Source organism: Enterobacter sp. 03-F-07-AD-ECC (assembly GCF_047530935.1).
GTDB classification, from domain to species: Bacteria; Pseudomonadota; Gammaproteobacteria; order Enterobacterales; family Enterobacteriaceae; genus Enterobacter; species Enterobacter cloacae.
In genome coordinates, this window is record NZ_JBLKBZ010000013.1 from 60,607 (window position 1) to 78,581 (window position 17,975).

The window sequence follows — 17,975 nt, forward strand, 5'->3', positions numbered from 1 at the left end:
CGACCTGATTTTTCCCCCAACACGGGGATCGATAGTGCGTGTTAAGGAGAAGCAACATGCAAGAAGGGCAAAACCGTAAAACATCGTCCCTGAGTATTCTCGCCATCGCTGGGGTGGAGCCGTATCAAGAGAAACCGGGCGAAGAGTATATGAATGAAGCCCAGCTGTCGCACTTCAAGCGTATTCTTGAAGCATGGCGTAATCAACTCAGGGATGAAGTCGATCGCACCGTTAGTCATATGCAGGATGAAGCGGCTAACTTCCCGGATCCGGTAGACCGTGCCGCTCAGGAAGAAGAGTTCAGCCTTGAACTGCGTAACCGTGACCGCGAGCGCAAACTGATCAAAAAGATCGAAAAAACGCTGAAGAAGGTCGAGGACGAAGATTTTGGCTACTGCGAATCCTGTGGTGTTGAAATTGGCATTCGTCGCCTGGAAGCGCGTCCGACCGCCGATCTGTGCATCGACTGTAAAACGCTGGCAGAAATCCGCGAAAAACAGATGGCGGGTTAATCCCGGTCCTGTTTACCCACTCCAAAGGCGGGAGTCTCTCCCGCCTTATTACTGTTGATATGTCTGAATCTCACTATATCGGGCGCTTCGCGCCATCCCCCTCCGGTGAATTACATTTCGGCTCGTTAATTGCCGCTCTCGGCAGCTACCTGCAGGCTCGCGCACGCCTGGGTAAATGGCTCGTCCGCATTGAAGATATTGATCCTCCACGTGAAGTTCCCGGTGCAGCAGACACCATTCTGCGTCAGCTGGAACATTACGGTCTTCACTGGGACGGCGAAGTTGTCTGGCAATCAACACGTCACGACGCCTACCGGGAACGTCTGGCCTGGCTCGCTGAGCAAGGGCTCTCTTATAACTGCACCTGTACCCGCGCGCGCATACAGAGCGTGGGGGGCGTCTATGACGGCCACTGCCGCACGCTCAACCACGGCCCGGAAAACGCCGCCGTTCGTCTGATCCAGCGTGCTCCAGTGCTCCACTTTAACGACCTGCTCTCTGGCGACATTCATGCGGATGAACGGCTGGCGCGAGAGGATTTTATTATCCACCGCCGTGACGGGCTGTTTGCCTATAACCTGGCGGTGGTGGTGGATGACCACTTTCAGGGCGTTACCGAAATTGTGCGCGGAGCCGATCTGGTTGAACCTACGGTGCGGCAAATAGCGTTGTATCACCAGTTTGGCTGGACGGCGCCGGATTACATTCATCTGCCGCTGGCCGTCAACGAGCGGGGCGATAAGCTGTCGAAGCAAAACCACGCCCCCGCCCTGCCAGATGGCGATCCGCGCCCCGTTTTGATCGACGCGTTACGATTTCTCAACCAGAATGTAACCAACGAATGGCAGGATCTTTCCATTGACGAATTGCTGAAACAGGCCGTTGCCACCTGGTCGCTCACGAGCGTGCCAAAAATCCAGCATTCTCAAATGCGTTGCGCTGAGCTATGATTAGCCGCTTTTTTCATAACAAAACACACTACGAGGTGTACCATTTTTACCCGAGTCGCTAATTTTTGCCGTAAAGTGCTAAGCCGCGAAGAGAGCATGGCGAATGACGCTATTGCGCAACCACAGATGTCGGTTATCCCGCGTGAGCAGCACAATATTTCCCGCAAAGATATCAGTGAAAATGCCCTCAAGGTGCTCTATCGTCTGAATAAAGCGGGCTACGAGGCCTATCTCGTTGGCGGTGGAGTACGTGATTTACTGCTGGGCAAAAAACCCAAAGATTTCGACGTGACGACCAGCGCCACGCCCGAACAGGTGCGTAAATTATTCCGCAATTGCCGTCTCGTTGGCCGCCGTTTCCGTCTGGCACACGTCATGTTTGGGCCGGAAATTATTGAGGTGGCGACGTTCCGTGGTCACCACGAAGCGGGCGCATCCGATCGCACAACTTCCCAGCGCGGCCAGAACGGTATGCTACTGCGCGACAACATCTTCGGTTCGATCGAAGAAGATGCCCAGCGTCGCGATTTCACCATCAACAGCCTTTACTACAGCGTGGCGGATTTCACCGTGCGTGATTACGTCGGCGGCATGCAGGATCTGAAAGAGGGCCTGATTCGCCTGATCGGCACGCCGGAAACCCGGTATCGCGAAGATCCGGTGCGGATGCTGCGCGCCGTGCGTTTCGCCGCCAAGCTGGATATGCGCATCAGCCCGGAGACGGCAGAGCCGATCCCGCGTCTGGCGACGCTTATCAATGACGTACCGCCAGCCCGCCTGTTCGAAGAAGCGCTCAAACTGCTGCAAGCCGGTCACGGATTTGCCACCTATAACCTGCTGCGCGAATACAACCTTTTCCAGCCGTTATTCCCGTCCATTACCCGCTACTTCACCGAAAATGGTGACAGCCCAATGGAACGCATGATTGCGCAGGTGCTGAAGAATACCGACACCCGTATCCGCAACGATATGCGCGTGAACCCGGCGTTCCTGTTTGCGGCGATGTTCTGGTATCCGCTGCTGGAAACCGCTCAGCGCATTACCCAGGAAAGCGGCCTCGCCTATTATGACGCTTTTGCCCTGGCGGCAAACGACGTGCTGGACGAAGGCTGCCGTACGCTGGCCATTCCGAAACGTATTACCACGCTGGTGCGCGATATCTGGCAGCTTCAGCTGCGTATGTCCCGTCGTCAGGGCAAACGCGCCTGGAAGCTGATGGAGCATCCTAAGTTCCGCGCGGCCTTTGATCTGCTCTCTCTGCGTGCTGAAATTGAACGCAACCAGGAGCTGCAGCGTCTGGCGCAGTGGTGGGCCGAGTTCCAGGTCTCCGCACCGCCGGAGCAGAAAGACATGCTCACTGGCCTTGATGAAGAGCCGGCGCCGCGTCGTCGTCACCGTCGTCCGCGCAAGCGCGCACCGCGTCGCGAAGGCACGGCATGACCCTCGCGTATATCGCTATCGGCAGCAATCTGGCCTCTCCTCTGGAGCAGGTTAATGCTGCCGTTCAGGCGCTGGGTGAGATCCCCCAGAGCCGCATTGTGGCGATCTCCTCGTTTTACCGTACACCGCCGCTCGGCCCGCAGGATCAGCCTGATTACCTGAATGCCGCCGTGGTGCTGGACACCGCGCTGGATGCCGAAACGTTGCTGGATAACACCCAGCGCATTGAGCTGCAACAGGGTCGCGTGCGTAAAGCAGAGCGCTGGGGGCCACGTACCCTTGACCTCGACATCATGCTGTTTGGCAACGAGGTGATTAACACATCACGCCTGACGGTGCCGCATTACGACATGAAAAATCGCGGATTTATGCTCTGGCCGCTGTTTGAAGTCGCCCCCGATCTCACCTTCCCGGACGGCATCCCGCTCAGGGAGATCCTGGACAACCTCCACGCAGAAAAACCCGCTCGCTGGTAAGCCTGTTCCCCCGCACATTAGCCACAAAATAATTGTGGCTAATAGACGACCTAAAATCATTGTTCCCTCGAATGTTACTGTTAGAATGCGCAAAGATTCGCTTTGGGTTATCAGGAAACAGTATGAAACCAACCACCATCTCCTTACTGCAGAAATGCAAACAGGAAAAGAGACGCTTCGCCACCATCACCGCATATGACTACAGCTTCGCCAAACTGTTTGCCGAAGAGGGGATCAACGTCATGCTGGTCGGGGACTCGTTAGGGATGACGGTACAAGGACATGACTCTACCCTGCCGGTCACGGTCGAGGATATTGCTTACCACACCCGAGCCGTGCGCCGTGGTGCACCTGCCTGCCTTCTGCTTTCCGATCTGCCGTTTATGGCCTACGCCACGCCAGAGCAGGCTTTCGACAATGCGGCGGCCGTGATGCGCGCCGGTGCTAATATGGTCAAAATCGAAGGCGGCGCCTGGCTGGTGGAGACGGTAAGAATGCTTACCGAGCGCGCCGTGCCGGTGTGCGGACATCTGGGCCTTACGCCACAGTCCGTCAATATCTTTGGCGGTTACAAGGTGCAGGGCCGCGGTGATGCCGCGCAGACGCTGTTTGACGATGCCCTCGCGCTGGAAGCGGCGGGCGCACAGCTGCTGGTGCTGGAATGTGTACCGGTTGAGCTGGCAAAACGCATCACCGACGCGCTGTCTATTCCGGTCATCGGGATTGGGGCTGGCAACGTGACCGACGGTCAGATTCTGGTGATGCACGACGCCTTTGGCATCACCGGCGGCCATATCCCGAAATTCGCCAAAAATTTCCTTACTGAAGCGGGCGACATGCGCGCTGCGGTCAGGCAGTATATTGCCGACGTCGAATCCGGTGTTTACCCGGGTGAAGAACACAGTTTCCATTAAGGAGTCTCGTTGTGCTAATCATTGAAACCCTGCCGCTGCTTCGCCAGCATATTCGCCGTGCACGACAGGAAGGTAAACGTATCGCACTGGTCCCGACCATGGGTAACCTGCATGACGGCCATATGAAACTGGTCGACGAAGCGAAAGCCCGTGCAGATATCGTGGTGGTCAGTATCTTCGTTAATCCGATGCAGTTTGACCGCGCGGACGACCTGGCGCGCTATCCTCGTACGCTGCAGGAAGATTGCGAGAAGCTGAAAAAGCGCCATGCGGACTTCGTCTTTGCGCCGGCACCCGCAGATGTCTACCCTCAGGGTACGGAAGAGTCCACGTACGTTGATGTCCCGGGCATTTCGACCATGCTCGAAGGGGCCAGCCGTCCAGGCCACTTCCGCGGCGTGTCTACCATCGTCAGCAAGCTGTTCAACCTGGTGCAGCCGGACGTAGCCTGCTTTGGTGAGAAAGATTTCCAGCAGCTGGCGCTGATCCGTAAGATGGTTGCCGACATGGGTTATGATATCGAGATCGTGGGCGTGCCGATTGTACGCGCCAAAGACGGTCTGGCGCTCAGCTCCCGTAACGGTTATCTGACCGCTGACCAGCGTAAGATTGCCCCAGGATTAAGCAAAGTCATGAATAGCATGGCAGAGCAACTGTCGGCGAAAGAGTTGACCACTGAAGAGATCGTGGCCCTTGCTGAGCAAGCGCTGAACGATAAAGGCTTCCGCGCTGACGATATTCAAATCCGTGATGCTGACACGCTGCTTGAGTTAACCGACGCCAGCAAGCGCGCGGTTATTCTGGTGGCTGCATGGCTCGGCCAGGCGCGCCTTATCGACAACAAAGTGGTTGAACTGGCATAACCTTCTTACCCTCCCCTCTTACAGGAGGGGTTAACGCATGATTAAAGGTACACGTAATGATTCGCAAAATGCTGCAAGGTAAGCTTCACCGTGTGAAAGTCACGCAGGCCGACCTGCACTATGAAGGCTCCTGCGCGATCGATCAGGATTTTCTCGACGCGGCGGGTATTCTTGAAAACGAAGCGATTGATATCTGGAACGTGAACAACGGCAAACGCTTCTCCACCTACGCGATTGCCGCAGAGCGTGGGTCTAAGATCATCTCCGTTAACGGTGCCGCCGCGCACTGTGCTGACGTAGGGGATATTCTCATCATCGCGAGCTTCGTCATGATGTCCGACGAAGAGGCGCGCCGCTGGCAGCCTAAAGTCGCCTATTTTGAAGGCGACAACGAGATGAAACGCACCGCAAAGGCGATTCCGGTACAGGTTGCCTGATGCCGCCAGGAGCGGAGCCTTCAGGTTCCGCTCCTCAAAGGTAAAGAAAACATCCTTTTTTTGTATACATAGCCTCTCCTCTATTTATTTCCCCTATTTTCTCCTCTCTCAGCGTTTCTCTTGGTTTAAAAAAAACATTATTCTGAATGATATAATTAAAGGAATGATCTTTGCCATTTATAATCTAAACAATGCAATATAATTTGGCCGCAATAAAAATCGTCTCTCTCCGTTCATTCAAAACAAATTTAAAGATCATTTTCAATAACTTATCAAACATTCAATTTTTCTAATAATGGCTTTTAGCAATTTTAAATACCCAACCCATTCATAGATCCCTATCATCATTTTGCTTAAATTAAATCTGTACAATGTTTTTAAATGGAATTTAAATTATGTTAAAAAAAACGTTATTAGCTTCAGCTGTAACTTTGTTTGCAATGGGTTCTTTTTCAGCAATAGCAGACACCGATATCGGTTTAATCACATTTGACGGTGCGGTAACAGACACAACGTGTAATATTTCCACCGCCAATGGTGAATCACAAAATAATATTACTATTACCTTACCAGTTGTTAAAAAATCTGATGTTGAATCAACCACCGTCGATACCGGTGTCGGCTCTAAGAATTTTGAACTGCTGCTCACCAACTGCCCAGGAACATTAAAGACTGCTTCAGCAAGCTTTATGTCAAAAAATATGGGTGCCATTGCAAACGGTACTATTGAACCTGACGCCAACGTAGCAGGCTCAGCAACCAACGTTGCACTTGCCTTGTATAATAATGCCCCTACCGAATCTTCTCGTATTATGGTCGGCCAGCCTGCTAATAATACGCAGAAAGCCAATCTCACCGCCGGTTCCGGCAAGCTGTTCTATCGCGTTGCATACGTTCCGGGTTCCAACTGGGTGAAAGACACGAACCCAGTGCAGTCAGGTAAAGTCAGCGCCAACGCGTACTTCACCATGAGCTACGAATAATTTTATCCCTCCCGTTAATGTGCCCTGTTGGGCACATTTTTGCGTATTTATTGAGAGTTTACATGTACGTACTGAATATTAAGAGCGGACTAAAAGCCCTGCTGCTGGCCTCGATGAGCGTGTTTGCTCTTAACGCCAGTGCAGATATTGTGATTTCCGGCACCCGTGTCATTTATCCTGAATCGGCAAAAGACGTAACGGTGTCAATGGATAACCGTGGCACCCGGCCTCTGCTGGTACAGACCTGGCTCGATGATGGAAGAGATACCACTAACCCTCAGGAGCTGAAACTTCCTTTTATTGTGACGCCGCCCGTTTCACGTGTTGAACCGCAAAAAGGGCAAACCGTCAGAATCACCTGGCTGGGTCAGGCATTGCCAAAAGATAAAGAGTCGCTGTTCTGGTTTAACGTTCTGGAAGTTCCGCCGAAGGCTAAGGAGAGCGATAACCAAAGTATGCTTCAGCTTGCTTTCCGCACCCGTATTAAACTCTTTTTCCGTCCCACTGGGTTAAAAGGGGAACCGACAGACGCGGCCAAAAATCTTAATTGGTCCCAAACCCGACAAGGGCAAAAAATCGTTTTAAGTGCGAAAAATGACTCGCCTTATTATGTGTCGCTGGCAAGTGCGGCGCTTATTTCAGGCGGTAAAAGTTACGAGATCGAAACGCATTATATTGAACCGTTCTCAAGCCAGACGATGAATGTGAAAAATTACACCTCATCTGGAAATAGCAAAATAACCTGGCAAGCCATTAATGATTTCGGTGGAATTGATAAGTATGAGTCTATACCGCATTGATTCCCTGTCAGCTTCAGAACATTCACAAAAACTATAATTAGCGTTGCCCTGGGACAGAGTTCATCATGCACTTTAGACGTTCGCTACTATGTTTATCGATAAGTGCGGTATTGCCGTTATGTGCATTTGCTGCTGAAAATAATAACGAAGAAGACGTGCAGTTTAACGAGCAGTTTCTTTATAACACTGGCGCATCCATTGATATCAGTCGTTTTTCAAAAGGCAACCCTGTTATTGCCGGAACCTATAAGGTGAAGATGATCGTTAACGGGAAACCTTCCGTTACCACGGATCTTCTGTTTAAGGAGAATGGCACACCGCGCGCCACTCCCTGCATCACCCCGAAACTACTCACGCAAGCAAATGTCACCACCGAGCAACTGAAACACCCTGAGGAGGATTCTGCTGACACCTGTGTCTCTATGCCAGACGCCTATCCCGGCTCGCGTGTGGCTTACGATCCCTCCACACAGGAGTTAGACCTTTCCATTCCTCAGGCTTTCGTCATTCAGCGTCCAGCGGGATTTGTCGATCCTTCACTGTGGGAAGACGGGATCCCGGTGGCCATGCTCTCATGGGATCTTAACGGCTGGCACGCAGACATGCCGGATTCCAGCACTGATACGGCCTATGCTGGTCTGCGCTATGGGGCAAACCTTGGGCCATGGCGACTCCGGGCGCGAGGCAACCTGAACTGGGATCAGGATTCCGGTACCCATTACGCCAGCCAGGATATCTATCTTCAGCGTGATATCACGCCGCTGAAAGCGCAGTTTATCGCCGGCGATTCCTATACCCGTGGCGACGCCTTCGATTCCATTAGCCTGCGCGGGGCGCGTTTATATAACGATGACCGTATGCTTCCGAATGGTATATCGACCTATGCGCCGGTGATCCGAGGGGTTGCAAACAGCAACGCCAAAGTCACGATCGCCCAAAGCGGCAATACGATTTACGAAACCTCCGTCCCCCCAGGACCGTTTGAAATCACCGATCTCAGTACAACAGGTTACGGTAGCGATCTCATTGTCACGGTAGAAGAAACGGATGGGAGCAAACGTTCCTTCTCAGTCGCCTATTCTTCCGTCGCACAAATGCTTCGTCCTGGCTACTCCCGATGGGATGTCGGCGTGGGTGAACTGCGTGACGACAGCCTGCGTGACAAACCAAAGGTGGGATATGCAACGGGCTACTATGGCTTAACCAATACCTTCACGGGGTATGCGGGCCTGGAATATACCGATAGCGATTTCTACGCCGCATTGTTGGGTATTGCCATGAATACCGGAGTCGGCGCATTCGCTCTTGATGTCACGCATTCGGATGCCCGGATAGACGGCTTACGACATCTCACGGGCGAAAGTTATCGCGTCTCCTACAGCAAACTTATGGAAGCCACGAATACCTCTTTCAACGTCGCCGCCTACCGGTTTTCGACGTCTGACTATCTCAGCCTGAACGATGCGGCCTCGTTGACCAATGAGATCAAATACCGTGACAGGGAGCGTAACCCGGAACGTAACAACAGCGACGTGTATCAGACCTTCCAGCGCATGAAAAACCAGATCCAGGTGAATATCAGCCAACCGCTGAATATTGCCGATCTTGATTTGGGATCGCTGTATGTCAACTCAACCTGGCAGGACTACTGGAATGAAAGCAGTTCGTCGGCGCAATACTCGGTTGGCCACAGTCATTCGTTAAGCTGGGGAAGTTATAGCCTCACCGTGCAGCGCACCTACAATGAGTTTGGGGAAAAAGATGACAGCGTCTATCTGAACCTCACGATTCCATTCGACACGCTGATGGGTAACAGCAAGCGAGCGGGTGGCTTCTCCTCACTCACGACGGGCATCGGCAGCGATTTAAAAGGCGGCAGTAGCTTTAACGCCAGCGCCAATGGCAACACCGAAGATAACCGCTTCAGTTACAGCATTACCGAAAGCACCACGCGTTACGACGATACGTTAAATCAGTTAAGCGGGTACGGCAGTTACAACGGCCCGCATGGACCGCTAAGCCTTTCCGTCTCCGCCTCAGATGACGGTACACGACAATATTCTGCCAGCTATAGCGGCGGAATGGTTCTGCACTCCGGTGGCGTAACACTCGCCCCTGGCAGCATCAGCGAAAGCGATACGCTTGCCTTAATTAAAGCTGAGGGGGCAGAAGGCGCCCGCGTCTCTATCGGTAACGGTGAAATCGGCGCCTCAGGCTATGCCCTTATGCCCTATCTTTCCGCCTACCGTGAAAACAGCGTTGGTCTTGATATCAGCGAAATGCACTCTGACGTGGAAGTGAAAAATACCCGCTCCACCACCGTTCCCCGTAGCGGTGCCGTTGTGCTGGTTAACTTTGAAACCGATCAGGGGCGCTCAGTGTTAATGGAACTGATGCGTGACGATGGCGGGTTTATCCCGTTAGGCGCCGATGTGCAAACCGACCAGGGCGTATCCGTGGGTAGCGTGGGTCAGGCCGGGCAGGCCTGGATCCGCGGAATTGAAGATAAAGGGACGTTAAACATCGTCTGGGGAAATGAGCCCGGCACATCCTGTACCGTCTCCTACCACATCCCACCGGATGCGAAAAAGATTGGACCGACAACGCTGCTGACGGGCCAGACCTGCCGCGTCACAGCCTTATAAAGGGAGTTAAAACATGCTTTTTAGAGCCTGGAAAAAAACAGGGTTAGTTATTTTAAGCACGGGGCTAATGGCGCTGTCGCTGGAAACACACGCCGATAATCTCGATATTACCTTTACCGCAAATATCCGTGACACCACCTGCGATATGAAAATCGAAGGTGGCAGCGGTGATGGCGCCAGCAACGTTATCCCCATTGGGACTAACGGCAAGGTGCGCCTGGATTACATCATCCTGAAAAATGCCAAAGCCACGACCAACTTTAAACTCAAAATGGTCTCATGCCCGCCGAGTCTGGCATCGCTGAAAACCACCATCAGCGGTAGCGCCAGCCCGCTGACGACGGCAATTAAGAACTCACTTTCCGGCGACGGCAGTGCGGAAAATATTGGCGTGGCGATTTCCCGTACCGCCACCCCGAATGCCCCTTTTGTCATTAATTCATCCACCGATACACAGCGCCTCGTCTGGTCGAGCGGAGAGATAAGTGCTGGCGAGGTACCACTTCTGGCGACGCTGGTGGAAACCGCAAACGGCCAGGGCACGACCGGCAATTTTAGCGGTATCGCTACGTTTAATTTCACCTATGAATAACTGGCAGCAATGCGGAGCGTTGATATGAAAATGAAAATGACATTACTGGTGCTTGCAATGACTGCCACCCTGCCTTCCGTTGCGTTAAGTGCGATTACGGGGACGACGAGCGTGCAGGCAACGTTTACATCCACCATTGAGGCCGGGACCTGTAACGCGGAGATTCAAAACGCCAGCGGAGCCCCGATTGACATTTTGCCGTTTGGCGATGTGTTTAAGTCTGACCTGGTGAGCCAGAGCCGACGAGAAACCTTCAAAATTGCCTTCACGAACTGTGCCGGGGTAAAAAACGCCGCCATTCAGGCCATGCCGGGTGCAGGCGGGTCGTGTACCGGTAACGCATATGCAGCCGGGCATAACGTCGGCTTTGAAATCTGGAAAGGCTCTGTCGACTCAGGCTCCATATTGAACTGCGCCACTGTCCCGACGTCTGTCATCAACCTGTCTAACGGGACGGGAAATTTTGAAATGGATGCGCGCATCGTCATTGCAAATGGTAAAACGATTTCGGACGTGACGACAGGTTCGGTCAATGCGCCCGTGACGTTTACTGTGACCTATCAATAATGTTTATTCAGACAGGTAGCTTAAACAGGATGTTCCAGTCCCGCTTAATCTTAAGAAATGCGATGTCATGGCTGGCCCTCTGCCTGGGGTTTCCCGCAGCGGGTTTTGCCTCCAGCCTGGAAATGGATATGACGGCAAATATTATCAACAATACGTGCCAGGTCAGTATTCCAGAAAGTGGAAGCGTAACGCTGCCAACGGTGGGAAAAACGTGGTTTTATACCGCGGAGGGCACCGATCGACTTCAACCAGCAGACCCCGCGGGAGGAACACGCTTTATGATTGAGGTTGTGGACTGCAGCGGGGATGAATCGGGAGCCGGGCAAGCGCTGCACTTTACCTTTAAACCGCAGTCTGCCCAAATTGATGGGATTTCAAAACAGATATTAAGTAATGAAACATCCGCCCTTGCTGGCGGCGCTGAAAACGTGGGGATTGTTATTTTTTCTGAATCCAATAATCAAAACGTCCTCGACAGCGAGGGGCAGTCTGATGTGGAGGTCAAAATAGCGACCCCATCAGACCAACAAAGCTATTTGAAAGCGTATAACTTTTACGCCCGCTACCAAAATTACGGCCCGGTCAGCGCAGGAAAAGTGACCGCGCGCGCATTAGTCAGCGTGACATATCGCTAACAGGCAACGCTAAAAAGGAACAATTATGGCACAGCGTCCTGGGATAACCGTGTCCCCACGTTTTAACGGTTTTATCATTTTATTTATGCTTTTAACCATGAGCGCCTTTTACGCCCATGCAGATTTTGAATGTAAATTTCGATTTGGCGACACGCAGTCCATCGGCGACTACAATGGCGCAAAGCCGACCCTGCAAATCGTGGATAATGTCGCTGTTCCTACAAAAATCAGCTCGCTATATCGCCTGGATCTGAGCCCCGGATTAAATAGTAAATGCACGTTAGGAAAACATGGCGAAAACATTTTCACCCTGGCAGACGCCAGTCTGTTAGTCGGCAGTATTGATGGGAAAGCTTTATTCAAAACCAATGTAACCGGAATAGCCTATGCTCTGGCTTTTGGCACAGTAGACAATACTGCCACGGCCTATTTCGCTCCCAGTACGAGCTGGTTTCTTGCATTACACATGAATGACCAGGATGAGCTGCTGGATAATCGCGCCTGGCGGGTCATGGTCGAATTTTACCAACTTCCCACGTTTGCCGGTATTCCTGCTAACGTAGTATCTATTGGCCCGGTTGGTGGAACAATTGGAAAAATTACCATTGGAGACCCGGTGGGATCCGATCCAGACGATCATCCCAAACCGACCATTACCATAGCCAATATGGCCTTCATTACACCAATAGAAAAACCCACCTGCACGCTCACGGCTCCCAAAACCGTAGACCTGGGGGATTATGGTGTATCCGATATCGAGAACGATAAAACCATAAACGCCGATTTTGGGGTGACAGGGAATTGCACCAACACCCGTAAAGTCACCGTGACGTTGACCACCAGTAAAACAACCGGGACCGATGGCTCATTACTCGCCAACACCGCATCGTCGAACGCGGCAAAAGGCGTGGGCGTGTTACTGTTGTGGCCGAATAACAAGCAGATAGTGCCTAATTCAACTAGCAGCTTTACCGCACAAGAGAACACTACCCTTGCGATATTCAGCTGGTTACTTACGGCCCGGTTAGTTAAGTCTGGTACAGAAAAAGTCACCTCTGGCACGTTCAGCGCCATCGGCACATTGCAGTTCACCTACGAGTAGCTTAGCCCTGCGGCTGGTTGCTGATCAGCCGCGACATGGTCTCCAGCGAATCCGTTCTTAAGATGTACAGGCGTTTCAGTAAGAACGGATTATCCCCCGGCTTGACCTTCCCTTTTACCGTTGTCACTGCGAGATGAAAACCGGCGTCATTCGCGGCTTTTATGGCTTTATTGTCATAGCCACCAAACGGATAAGAGAGATACAGCACGCGCGGGTTAAACTGCGCCAGCGCCCGGCGCGAGCGTTCGAAATCAAACAAAATCACGTGGTAGCTGCGGCTCAGTAGAATCGGATGCTTGTTACCATCCACGCGGTGCAGGAAATGCGTGTGGGACTGAATATCAAACACGTCCTGGATGCCCTTCAGCTCCTGAACGCTCATAAACTGCAGTGATTTCGGATCCCACTTCTGCGGATGTCGCTTAATGCGGGATGAGATGATAAACGCCGTGGCGTTAAACCCGTACTCTTTCAGAATCGGGTAAGCATAGCGGCTTACGGACTTTAGCCCGTCATCAAACGTGATCACTACCGATTTGGCCGGCAGGTTCAGTTTGTTACGTACATACCCTTCCAGCTGATACATCGTCAGGGTGGTATACCCCTGGTCACGCAGCCAGGCCATCTGGTTATTGAACGCGCGCACGCTGGTGGTGGTAGAGGTATGCCGGAAGCGCGTGTTCTCTTCATCACGCAGAATATGATGGTAGGTCAGCACCGGGAGGCCATTATCTTCCTGCGCGTCCAGGCTGCTGATCCATGCCAGTCGGTTGCCGATACGGATCTGGTACCACGTCTGGTTCAAGCGGTCTTTGAGTTTGCTTAAAACCGGATATCGAAGATTGGCGCTCAGCGTACCGAATGGCGCACTGCCGCTGGACGGCGCGTTGTAGACCGGTGTGTCTTTCCAGGTGATCAGGTTTTGATTACTGAGCGGCTTATTAAGATCGCCAAGGCTGTCCTCAACGCGCTGCTTTCCCTGCACCTGCTCCAGATGGCCTTTATCGATAAATCCCGTCCCGAAGCCGAAGCGAAACTCGTAATAATCCGCAGCGGTAGGCACAACGGCAAGGATCTGTCCGGCCCTGACATGGCCGACGTTAACGACCTCGTTTCCCACCTGCGCCCAGATAGCCGCATCTTCAGTGGTTTGCATGTACTGGGCAGGAAGACCTTGCTGACTTAATAAACTGGCTGATGCCCCGCCAGAGAGAACCAGCAGGCACAGGAACAAAATACGCGTGAACATGTATGTGATATCGGTACGAATAAACTGGTGCCATTGTAACAAATGCACCATCAATACCAATGTTTAATTCTTATACAGGTCGTGAAGAAGAACGAAGGGGGGATTTTTCTGCTGCTGATGCCACAAGCTGCTGACGCCCGGCTCACCCTGCGCCACGATGGCATCGCGAAACTCTGCGCTGCTTAATAATTCACGCCGTGGATACATTAACTCAAGCAGGGGAAGATCAATACCGGAGATCACTTCGCAGCAGTCGTGTTTGTGGCTCAACAGAGCGGCCGCACGATACGGCGCAGCGCCAGATTTATCGGTGAGAAAGATAACGCCTTCGCCAGTGTCGGTTTCATGCAGGGCATCACACATCATCCGGCTCAGCATGTTGGTGCTCAGCCCTTGCCAGTAATTCACCGCACGACATTGCGCCAGTGGACCAAACCTGGCTTCAAGCTTTATCAACATCTCTTGCGCCTGTTCATCGTGGCAGGTAATGACCCATCCCAGCATAACTCTCTCCTTAGCAGGCGAGTAGTTTAGCGAAGTGAAGATTAGCTTACGGTGATAACAGTCAAAGAAAAGGCCCGGCAACCCGAAAGTCACCGGGCGGAAGGTTAGCTGCGCAGTCCGCGTCCGCGCTGGATTAAGTACCAGCACAGCAGGTAGAAGGTGACGATAAACACCACCAGCACCGCAACGGTAGTGAACAGCGGTACGTCAGTAATGCCGAGGAAGCCGAAGCGGAAACCGCTGATCATGTAGACAATCGGGTTCAGGTGCGACAACGCCTGCCAGAACGGCGGCAGCAGCGTCAGGGAATAAAACACCCCACCCAGATAGGTCAGCGGCGTCAGCACAAAGGTCGGGATCAGGCTGATATCGTCAAACGTTTTGGCAAACACCGCGTTCAGCAGACCGGCAAGCGAAAACAGGATCGCCGTCAACAGCAGCGTCAGCCCCACGAACAGCCAGGAGTGCACCTGGAACGGCACGAAGAACAAGGAGATAGCCGTCACCAGGATCCCGACGCACAGGCCGCGCGCCACACCACCGCCAACGTAACCCGCGATGATTACATGCGTTGGCACCGGTGCCACCAGCAGCTCCTCAATGTTGCGCTGGAACTTAGCGCTAAAGAAAGACGAAGCCACGTTGGCATAGGCGTTGGTGATCACCGCCATCATGATCAAACCCGGAACGATAAACTGCATATAGGTAAAGCCATGCATCTCACCAATGCGGGAGCCAATCAGATTACCGAAGATGATGAAATAGAGCGTCATGGTGATCACCGGCGGCACCAGGGTTTGTACCCAGATGCGCATAAAGCGGTTAATCTCTTTCGCCCAGATGCTTTTCAGCGCGACCCAATAAAGATGCGTCATGCCTTGTCTCCTTGTTTATCCTGCACCAGAGAGACAAACAGCTCTTCCAGTCGGTTCGCTTTGTTACGCATACTTAAAACCTGAATGCCCTGAGCACTCAGCTGGGAGAAGACGCTGTTAATGCCCTGCTCCCGCAATACTTCCACCTCCAGCGTGGAGGTGTCGACCAGGCGATACTGGTACCCTTCAAGCTTCGGCAGCGCGCTTTTTGCCGCCAGATCCAGAATGAACGTTTCTGATTTGAGCTTCGAGAGCAGATCCTTCATTGAGGTGTTTTCCACCAGCTCGCCGTTCTGAATGATGCCGATGTTACGGCAAAGCATTTCCGCTTCTTCAAGGTAGTGCGTCGTCAAAATAATGGTGGTGCCTTTGTCGTTGAGATCTTTCAGGAACCCCCACATTGAGCGACGAAGCTCAATATCTACCCCGGCGGTGGGCTCGTCGAGGATCAACAGTTTTGGCTCATGCATCAGCGCACGGGCAATCATCAGACGGCGCTTCATGCCGCCAGACAGCATACGCGCACGTTCGTTACGTTTTTCCCATAGATCAAGCTGCTTCAGGTACTTTTCGCTGCGAGCTAACGCTTCTTTTCGCTCAACGCCGTAGTAGCCCGCCTGGTTGACGACGATCTGCTGCACCGTCTCAAACGGGTTGAAGTTGAACTCCTGCGGTACCAAGCCGAGCTGACGTTTGGCGTTGACCACATCTTTTTGCAGATCGTAGCCAAACACGCAGACCCGGCCAGAGGTCTTATTGACCAGCGAGCTGATAATGCCGATGGTCGTCGATTTCCCCGCGCCGTTCGGCCCCAGAAGCGCATAGAAATCCCCCGCTTCTACTTTGAGATCTATCCCGCGTAGCGCCTGAACGCCGCCCGGATAGGTTTTTTTAAGCTGCTCAAGCTCCAGTGCAATCGCCATGAATTAAACTTACCTTAGGTTCTGACACACGTTGTGTGGTTTCATTAAAAGTCGGGTTACCCTATAGTAGCGCAACGCAATCACTTGGTTACAGGTCGCTAACCTCCATGAACAACATAGATACACTCATCAGCAACAATGCACTATGGTCAAAAATGCTGGTGGAGGAAGACCCCGGTTTTTTTGGAAAGCTCGCGCAAGCGCAGAATCCACGCTTTCTCTGGATTGGATGTTCCGACAGCCGTGTTCCGGCTGAGCGACTGACGGGCCTTGAGCCCGGCGAACTGTTTGTTCACCGTAACGTTGCCAACCTGGTGATTCATACCGATCTCAACTGCCTGTCTGTCGTTCAGTACGCCGTAGACGTCCTGGAGGTCGAGCACATCATTATTTGCGGTCACTACGGCTGCGGCGGCGTGCAGGCCGCTGTGGAAAACCCGGAACTGGGGCTCATCGATAACTGGCTGCTGCACATCCGCGATATCTGGTTCAAACATAGCTCACTGCTGGGTGAAATGCCGCAGGAGCGCCGGATGGACACGCTGTGTGAACTGAACGTGATGGAGCAGGTGTATAACCTGGGTCATTCAACGATCATGCAGTCAGCGTGGAAGCGCGGTCAGAAGGTCTCTATCCACGGCTGGGCGTACGGCATTCACGACGGCCTGCTGCGCAATCTGGAAGTGACCGCCACCAACCGCGAAACGCTGGAGCAGCGTTACCGTTCGGGCATTGCCAACCTCAAGCTTAAGCATGTGAACCATAAATAAAGCGGGGATTTTCGCCCTCTCCCTGTGGGAGAGGGACGGGGTGAGAGCATCAGGCCGCAACTACTCGTCCAGCAATACCACTTTCCCAACATACGGCAGATGGCGGTAACGCTGCGCGTAGTCAATACCGTAACCGACGACGAACTCGTCCGGAATAGAGAAACCAACAAACTCCACCGGTACCTGCACTTCACGGCGGTCTGGTTTATCCAGCAGAGTACAGATGGCCAGGGATTTCGGCTCACGCAGGCTCAGGATCTCGCGCACTTTAGAAAGCGTGTTACCGGAGTCGATGATGTCTTCGACGATCAACACATCTTTGCCACGAATATCTTCATCCAGATCTTTCAGGATTTTCACATCACGGGTTGTGGACATGCCGCTGCCGTAGCTGGAGGCGGTCATAAAATCGACCTCATGTGACACCTGCACTTCACGGCACAGGTCTGCCATGAACATGAAAGAGCCACGCAACAGACCAACCAGCACCATTTCGCTGCCGCTGTCCTTGTAATGTTCGGTGATTTGACGACCCAGTTCGGCGATACGCGCTTTGATCTCGGCTTCCGGGATCATCACTTCAACAGTATGTTTCATATTACTAACCATATGATTTTAATGAAAATCTCTCAATGCGGATGAGTGTTATTCCGGCATCGATACGCAAGCCAGCCATTATATCAGCAAATGGCTAAGCCTGGCGTATGAGTTATAAAAAGCAAATATTGTGATTCCGAT

At 52.6% G+C, this 17,975-nt stretch carries 20 protein-coding genes; 15 read left to right on the top strand and 5 right to left on the bottom strand.

Annotation, left to right across the window (positions count from 1 at the left end; genetic code table 11):
- Window positions 1-56 precede the first annotated feature (56 nt).
- From dksA to ACMWKA_RS17940, 14 genes are all read left to right on the top strand, one after another.
- The gene (dksA, locus tag ACMWKA_RS17875; protein WP_013095632.1) at window positions 57-512 is read left to right on the top strand and encodes an RNA polymerase-binding protein DksA; all 456 of its coding nucleotides are present in this window, start codon (window positions 57-59) and stop codon (window positions 510-512) included.
- A 59-nt stretch (window positions 513-571) separates the two neighbouring features.
- Window positions 572-1,462 (top strand): tRNA glutamyl-Q(34) synthetase GluQRS, encoded by an 891-nt coding sequence (gene gluQRS, locus ACMWKA_RS17880; RefSeq protein ID WP_023620738.1) that lies wholly within the window; start codon window positions 572-574, stop codon window positions 1,460-1,462.
- A 42-nt stretch (window positions 1,463-1,504) separates the two neighbouring features.
- On the top strand, window positions 1,505-2,902 hold the full coding sequence (pcnB, locus tag ACMWKA_RS17885; protein WP_072193776.1) for a polynucleotide adenylyltransferase PcnB: 1,398 nt from the start codon (window positions 1,505-1,507) through the stop codon (window positions 2,900-2,902).
- Window positions 2,899-3,378 carry a 2-amino-4-hydroxy-6-hydroxymethyldihydropteridine diphosphokinase gene (gene folK, locus ACMWKA_RS17890; protein ID WP_047352019.1) on the top strand — a complete coding sequence of 160 codons (480 nt, stop codon included), beginning with the start codon at window positions 2,899-2,901 and terminating at the stop codon, window positions 3,376-3,378. The genes pcnB and folK overlap by 4 nt, the downstream gene beginning before the upstream one ends.
- A 122-nt stretch (window positions 3,379-3,500) precedes the next feature.
- Window positions 3,501-4,292, top strand: coding sequence for a 3-methyl-2-oxobutanoate hydroxymethyltransferase (panB, locus tag ACMWKA_RS17895; RefSeq protein WP_038418704.1), 792 nt, complete (start codon window positions 3,501-3,503; stop codon window positions 4,290-4,292).
- An 11-nt stretch (window positions 4,293-4,303) separates the two neighbouring features.
- On the top strand, window positions 4,304-5,155 hold the full coding sequence (panC, locus tag ACMWKA_RS17900) for a pantoate--beta-alanine ligase (RefSeq protein WP_047023389.1): 852 nt from the start codon (window positions 4,304-4,306) through the stop codon (window positions 5,153-5,155).
- A 56-nt stretch (window positions 5,156-5,211) separates the two neighbouring features.
- The gene (gene panD / locus ACMWKA_RS17905) at window positions 5,212-5,592 is read left to right on the top strand and encodes an aspartate 1-decarboxylase (RefSeq protein WP_252016481.1); all 381 of its coding nucleotides are present in this window, start codon (window positions 5,212-5,214) and stop codon (window positions 5,590-5,592) included.
- 395 nt (window positions 5,593-5,987) lie between these two features.
- Window positions 5,988-6,575: a fimbrial protein gene (locus ACMWKA_RS17910; protein ID WP_013095626.1), complete on the top strand. Its 588-nt coding sequence runs from the start codon at window positions 5,988-5,990 to the stop codon at window positions 6,573-6,575.
- Between the two features lie 62 nt (window positions 6,576-6,637).
- On the top strand, window positions 6,638-7,375 hold the full coding sequence (locus ACMWKA_RS17915; RefSeq protein ID WP_414760469.1) for a fimbrial chaperone: 738 nt from the start codon (window positions 6,638-6,640) through the stop codon (window positions 7,373-7,375).
- Window positions 7,376-7,440: 65 nt separating this feature from the next.
- Window positions 7,441-10,020, top strand: a complete 2,580-nt coding sequence (locus ACMWKA_RS17920) for an outer membrane usher protein (protein ID WP_040022744.1) — start codon at window positions 7,441-7,443, stop codon at window positions 10,018-10,020.
- A gap of 13 nt (window positions 10,021-10,033) precedes the next feature.
- Window positions 10,034-10,612: a fimbrial protein gene (locus ACMWKA_RS17925; protein WP_058661962.1), complete on the top strand. Its 579-nt coding sequence runs from the start codon at window positions 10,034-10,036 to the stop codon at window positions 10,610-10,612.
- A gap of 24 nt (window positions 10,613-10,636) precedes the next feature.
- Complete coding sequence (locus ACMWKA_RS17930) at window positions 10,637-11,179, top strand: fimbrial protein (RefSeq protein WP_058650414.1); 543 nt, start codon at window positions 10,637-10,639, stop codon at window positions 11,177-11,179.
- A 29-nt stretch (window positions 11,180-11,208) separates the two neighbouring features.
- Complete coding sequence (locus tag ACMWKA_RS17935; protein WP_072200412.1) at window positions 11,209-11,814, top strand: fimbrial-like protein; 606 nt, start codon at window positions 11,209-11,211, stop codon at window positions 11,812-11,814.
- Window positions 11,815-11,839: 25 nt separating this feature from the next.
- Window positions 11,840-12,916 carry a fimbrial protein StkG gene (locus ACMWKA_RS17940; protein WP_414760470.1) on the top strand — a complete coding sequence of 359 codons (1,077 nt, stop codon included), beginning with the start codon at window positions 11,840-11,842 and terminating at the stop codon, window positions 12,914-12,916.
- 1 nt (window position 12,917) lies between these two features.
- Here the strand turns inward: ACMWKA_RS17940 and ACMWKA_RS17945 are convergent, their stop codons facing one another.
- The 4 genes from ACMWKA_RS17945 to ACMWKA_RS17960 all read right to left on the bottom strand — a co-directional run bounded on the left by ACMWKA_RS17945 (window position 12,918) and on the right by ACMWKA_RS17960 (window position 16,467).
- Complete coding sequence (locus tag ACMWKA_RS17945; protein ID WP_029883642.1) at window positions 12,918-14,165, bottom strand: polysaccharide deacetylase family protein; 1,248 nt, start codon at window positions 14,163-14,165, stop codon at window positions 12,918-12,920.
- Between the two features lie 63 nt (window positions 14,166-14,228).
- Window positions 14,229-14,669 carry a PTS sugar transporter subunit IIA gene (locus tag ACMWKA_RS17950; protein ID WP_013095618.1) on the bottom strand — a complete coding sequence of 147 codons (441 nt, stop codon included), beginning with the start codon at window positions 14,667-14,669 and terminating at the stop codon, window positions 14,229-14,231.
- Window positions 14,670-14,773: 104 nt separating this feature from the next.
- On the bottom strand, window positions 14,774-15,544 hold the full coding sequence (locus ACMWKA_RS17955; RefSeq protein WP_058661965.1) for an ABC transporter permease: 771 nt from the start codon (window positions 15,542-15,544) through the stop codon (window positions 14,774-14,776).
- Window positions 15,541-16,467, bottom strand: a complete 927-nt coding sequence (locus ACMWKA_RS17960) for an ABC transporter ATP-binding protein (protein ID WP_013095616.1) — start codon at window positions 16,465-16,467, stop codon at window positions 15,541-15,543. Before ACMWKA_RS17960 ends, ACMWKA_RS17955 begins: the two co-directional genes overlap by 4 nt.
- Before the next feature lie 107 nt (window positions 16,468-16,574).
- Here ACMWKA_RS17960 and can point away from each other — a divergent pair, with 107 nt between their 5' ends.
- The gene (gene can, locus ACMWKA_RS17965; RefSeq protein ID WP_013095615.1) at window positions 16,575-17,237 is read left to right on the top strand and encodes a carbonate dehydratase; all 663 of its coding nucleotides are present in this window, start codon (window positions 16,575-16,577) and stop codon (window positions 17,235-17,237) included.
- 60 nt (window positions 17,238-17,297) lie between these two features.
- On the opposite strand, the gene hpt is transcribed toward can, so the two are convergent.
- Window positions 17,298-17,834 carry a hypoxanthine phosphoribosyltransferase gene (hpt, locus tag ACMWKA_RS17970; RefSeq protein WP_013095614.1) on the bottom strand — a complete coding sequence of 179 codons (537 nt, stop codon included), beginning with the start codon at window positions 17,832-17,834 and terminating at the stop codon, window positions 17,298-17,300.
- Window positions 17,835-17,975 lie beyond the last annotated feature (141 nt).

What these genes read in the sequence shown, in the direction of transcription:
- can (WP_013095615.1), top strand. Translation starts at nt 16,575, where the DNA reads ATGAACAACATAGATACACTCATCAGCAACAATGCACTATGGTCAAAA.
- ACMWKA_RS17945 (WP_029883642.1), bottom strand. Translation starts at nt 14,165, where the DNA reads ATGTTCACGCGTATTTTGTTCCTGTGCCTGCTGGTTCTCTCTGGCGGG.
- gluQRS (WP_023620738.1), top strand. Translation starts at nt 572, where the DNA reads ATGTCTGAATCTCACTATATCGGGCGCTTCGCGCCATCCCCCTCCGGT.
- ACMWKA_RS17950 (WP_013095618.1), bottom strand. Translation starts at nt 14,669, where the DNA reads ATGCTGGGATGGGTCATTACCTGCCACGATGAACAGGCGCAAGAGATG.
- ACMWKA_RS17910 (WP_013095626.1), top strand. Translation starts at nt 5,988, where the DNA reads ATGTTAAAAAAAACGTTATTAGCTTCAGCTGTAACTTTGTTTGCAATG.
- ACMWKA_RS17925 (WP_058661962.1), top strand. Translation starts at nt 10,034, where the DNA reads ATGCTTTTTAGAGCCTGGAAAAAAACAGGGTTAGTTATTTTAAGCACG.
- ACMWKA_RS17955 (WP_058661965.1), bottom strand. Translation starts at nt 15,544, where the DNA reads ATGACGCATCTTTATTGGGTCGCGCTGAAAAGCATCTGGGCGAAAGAG.
- ACMWKA_RS17960 (WP_013095616.1), bottom strand. Translation starts at nt 16,467, where the DNA reads ATGGCGATTGCACTGGAGCTTGAGCAGCTTAAAAAAACCTATCCGGGC.
- panD (WP_252016481.1), top strand. Translation starts at nt 5,212, where the DNA reads ATGATTCGCAAAATGCTGCAAGGTAAGCTTCACCGTGTGAAAGTCACG.
- ACMWKA_RS17935 (WP_072200412.1), top strand. Translation starts at nt 11,209, where the DNA reads ATGTTCCAGTCCCGCTTAATCTTAAGAAATGCGATGTCATGGCTGGCC.
- hpt (WP_013095614.1), bottom strand. Translation starts at nt 17,834, where the DNA reads ATGAAACATACTGTTGAAGTGATGATCCCGGAAGCCGAGATCAAAGCG.
- dksA (WP_013095632.1), top strand. Translation starts at nt 57, where the DNA reads ATGCAAGAAGGGCAAAACCGTAAAACATCGTCCCTGAGTATTCTCGCC.
- ACMWKA_RS17920 (WP_040022744.1), top strand. Translation starts at nt 7,441, where the DNA reads ATGCACTTTAGACGTTCGCTACTATGTTTATCGATAAGTGCGGTATTG.
- folK (WP_047352019.1), top strand. Translation starts at nt 2,899, where the DNA reads ATGACCCTCGCGTATATCGCTATCGGCAGCAATCTGGCCTCTCCTCTG.
- panB (WP_038418704.1), top strand. Translation starts at nt 3,501, where the DNA reads ATGAAACCAACCACCATCTCCTTACTGCAGAAATGCAAACAGGAAAAG.
- ACMWKA_RS17915 (WP_414760469.1), top strand. Translation starts at nt 6,638, where the DNA reads ATGTACGTACTGAATATTAAGAGCGGACTAAAAGCCCTGCTGCTGGCC.
- ACMWKA_RS17940 (WP_414760470.1), top strand. Translation starts at nt 11,840, where the DNA reads ATGGCACAGCGTCCTGGGATAACCGTGTCCCCACGTTTTAACGGTTTT.
- ACMWKA_RS17930 (WP_058650414.1), top strand. Translation starts at nt 10,637, where the DNA reads ATGAAAATGAAAATGACATTACTGGTGCTTGCAATGACTGCCACCCTG.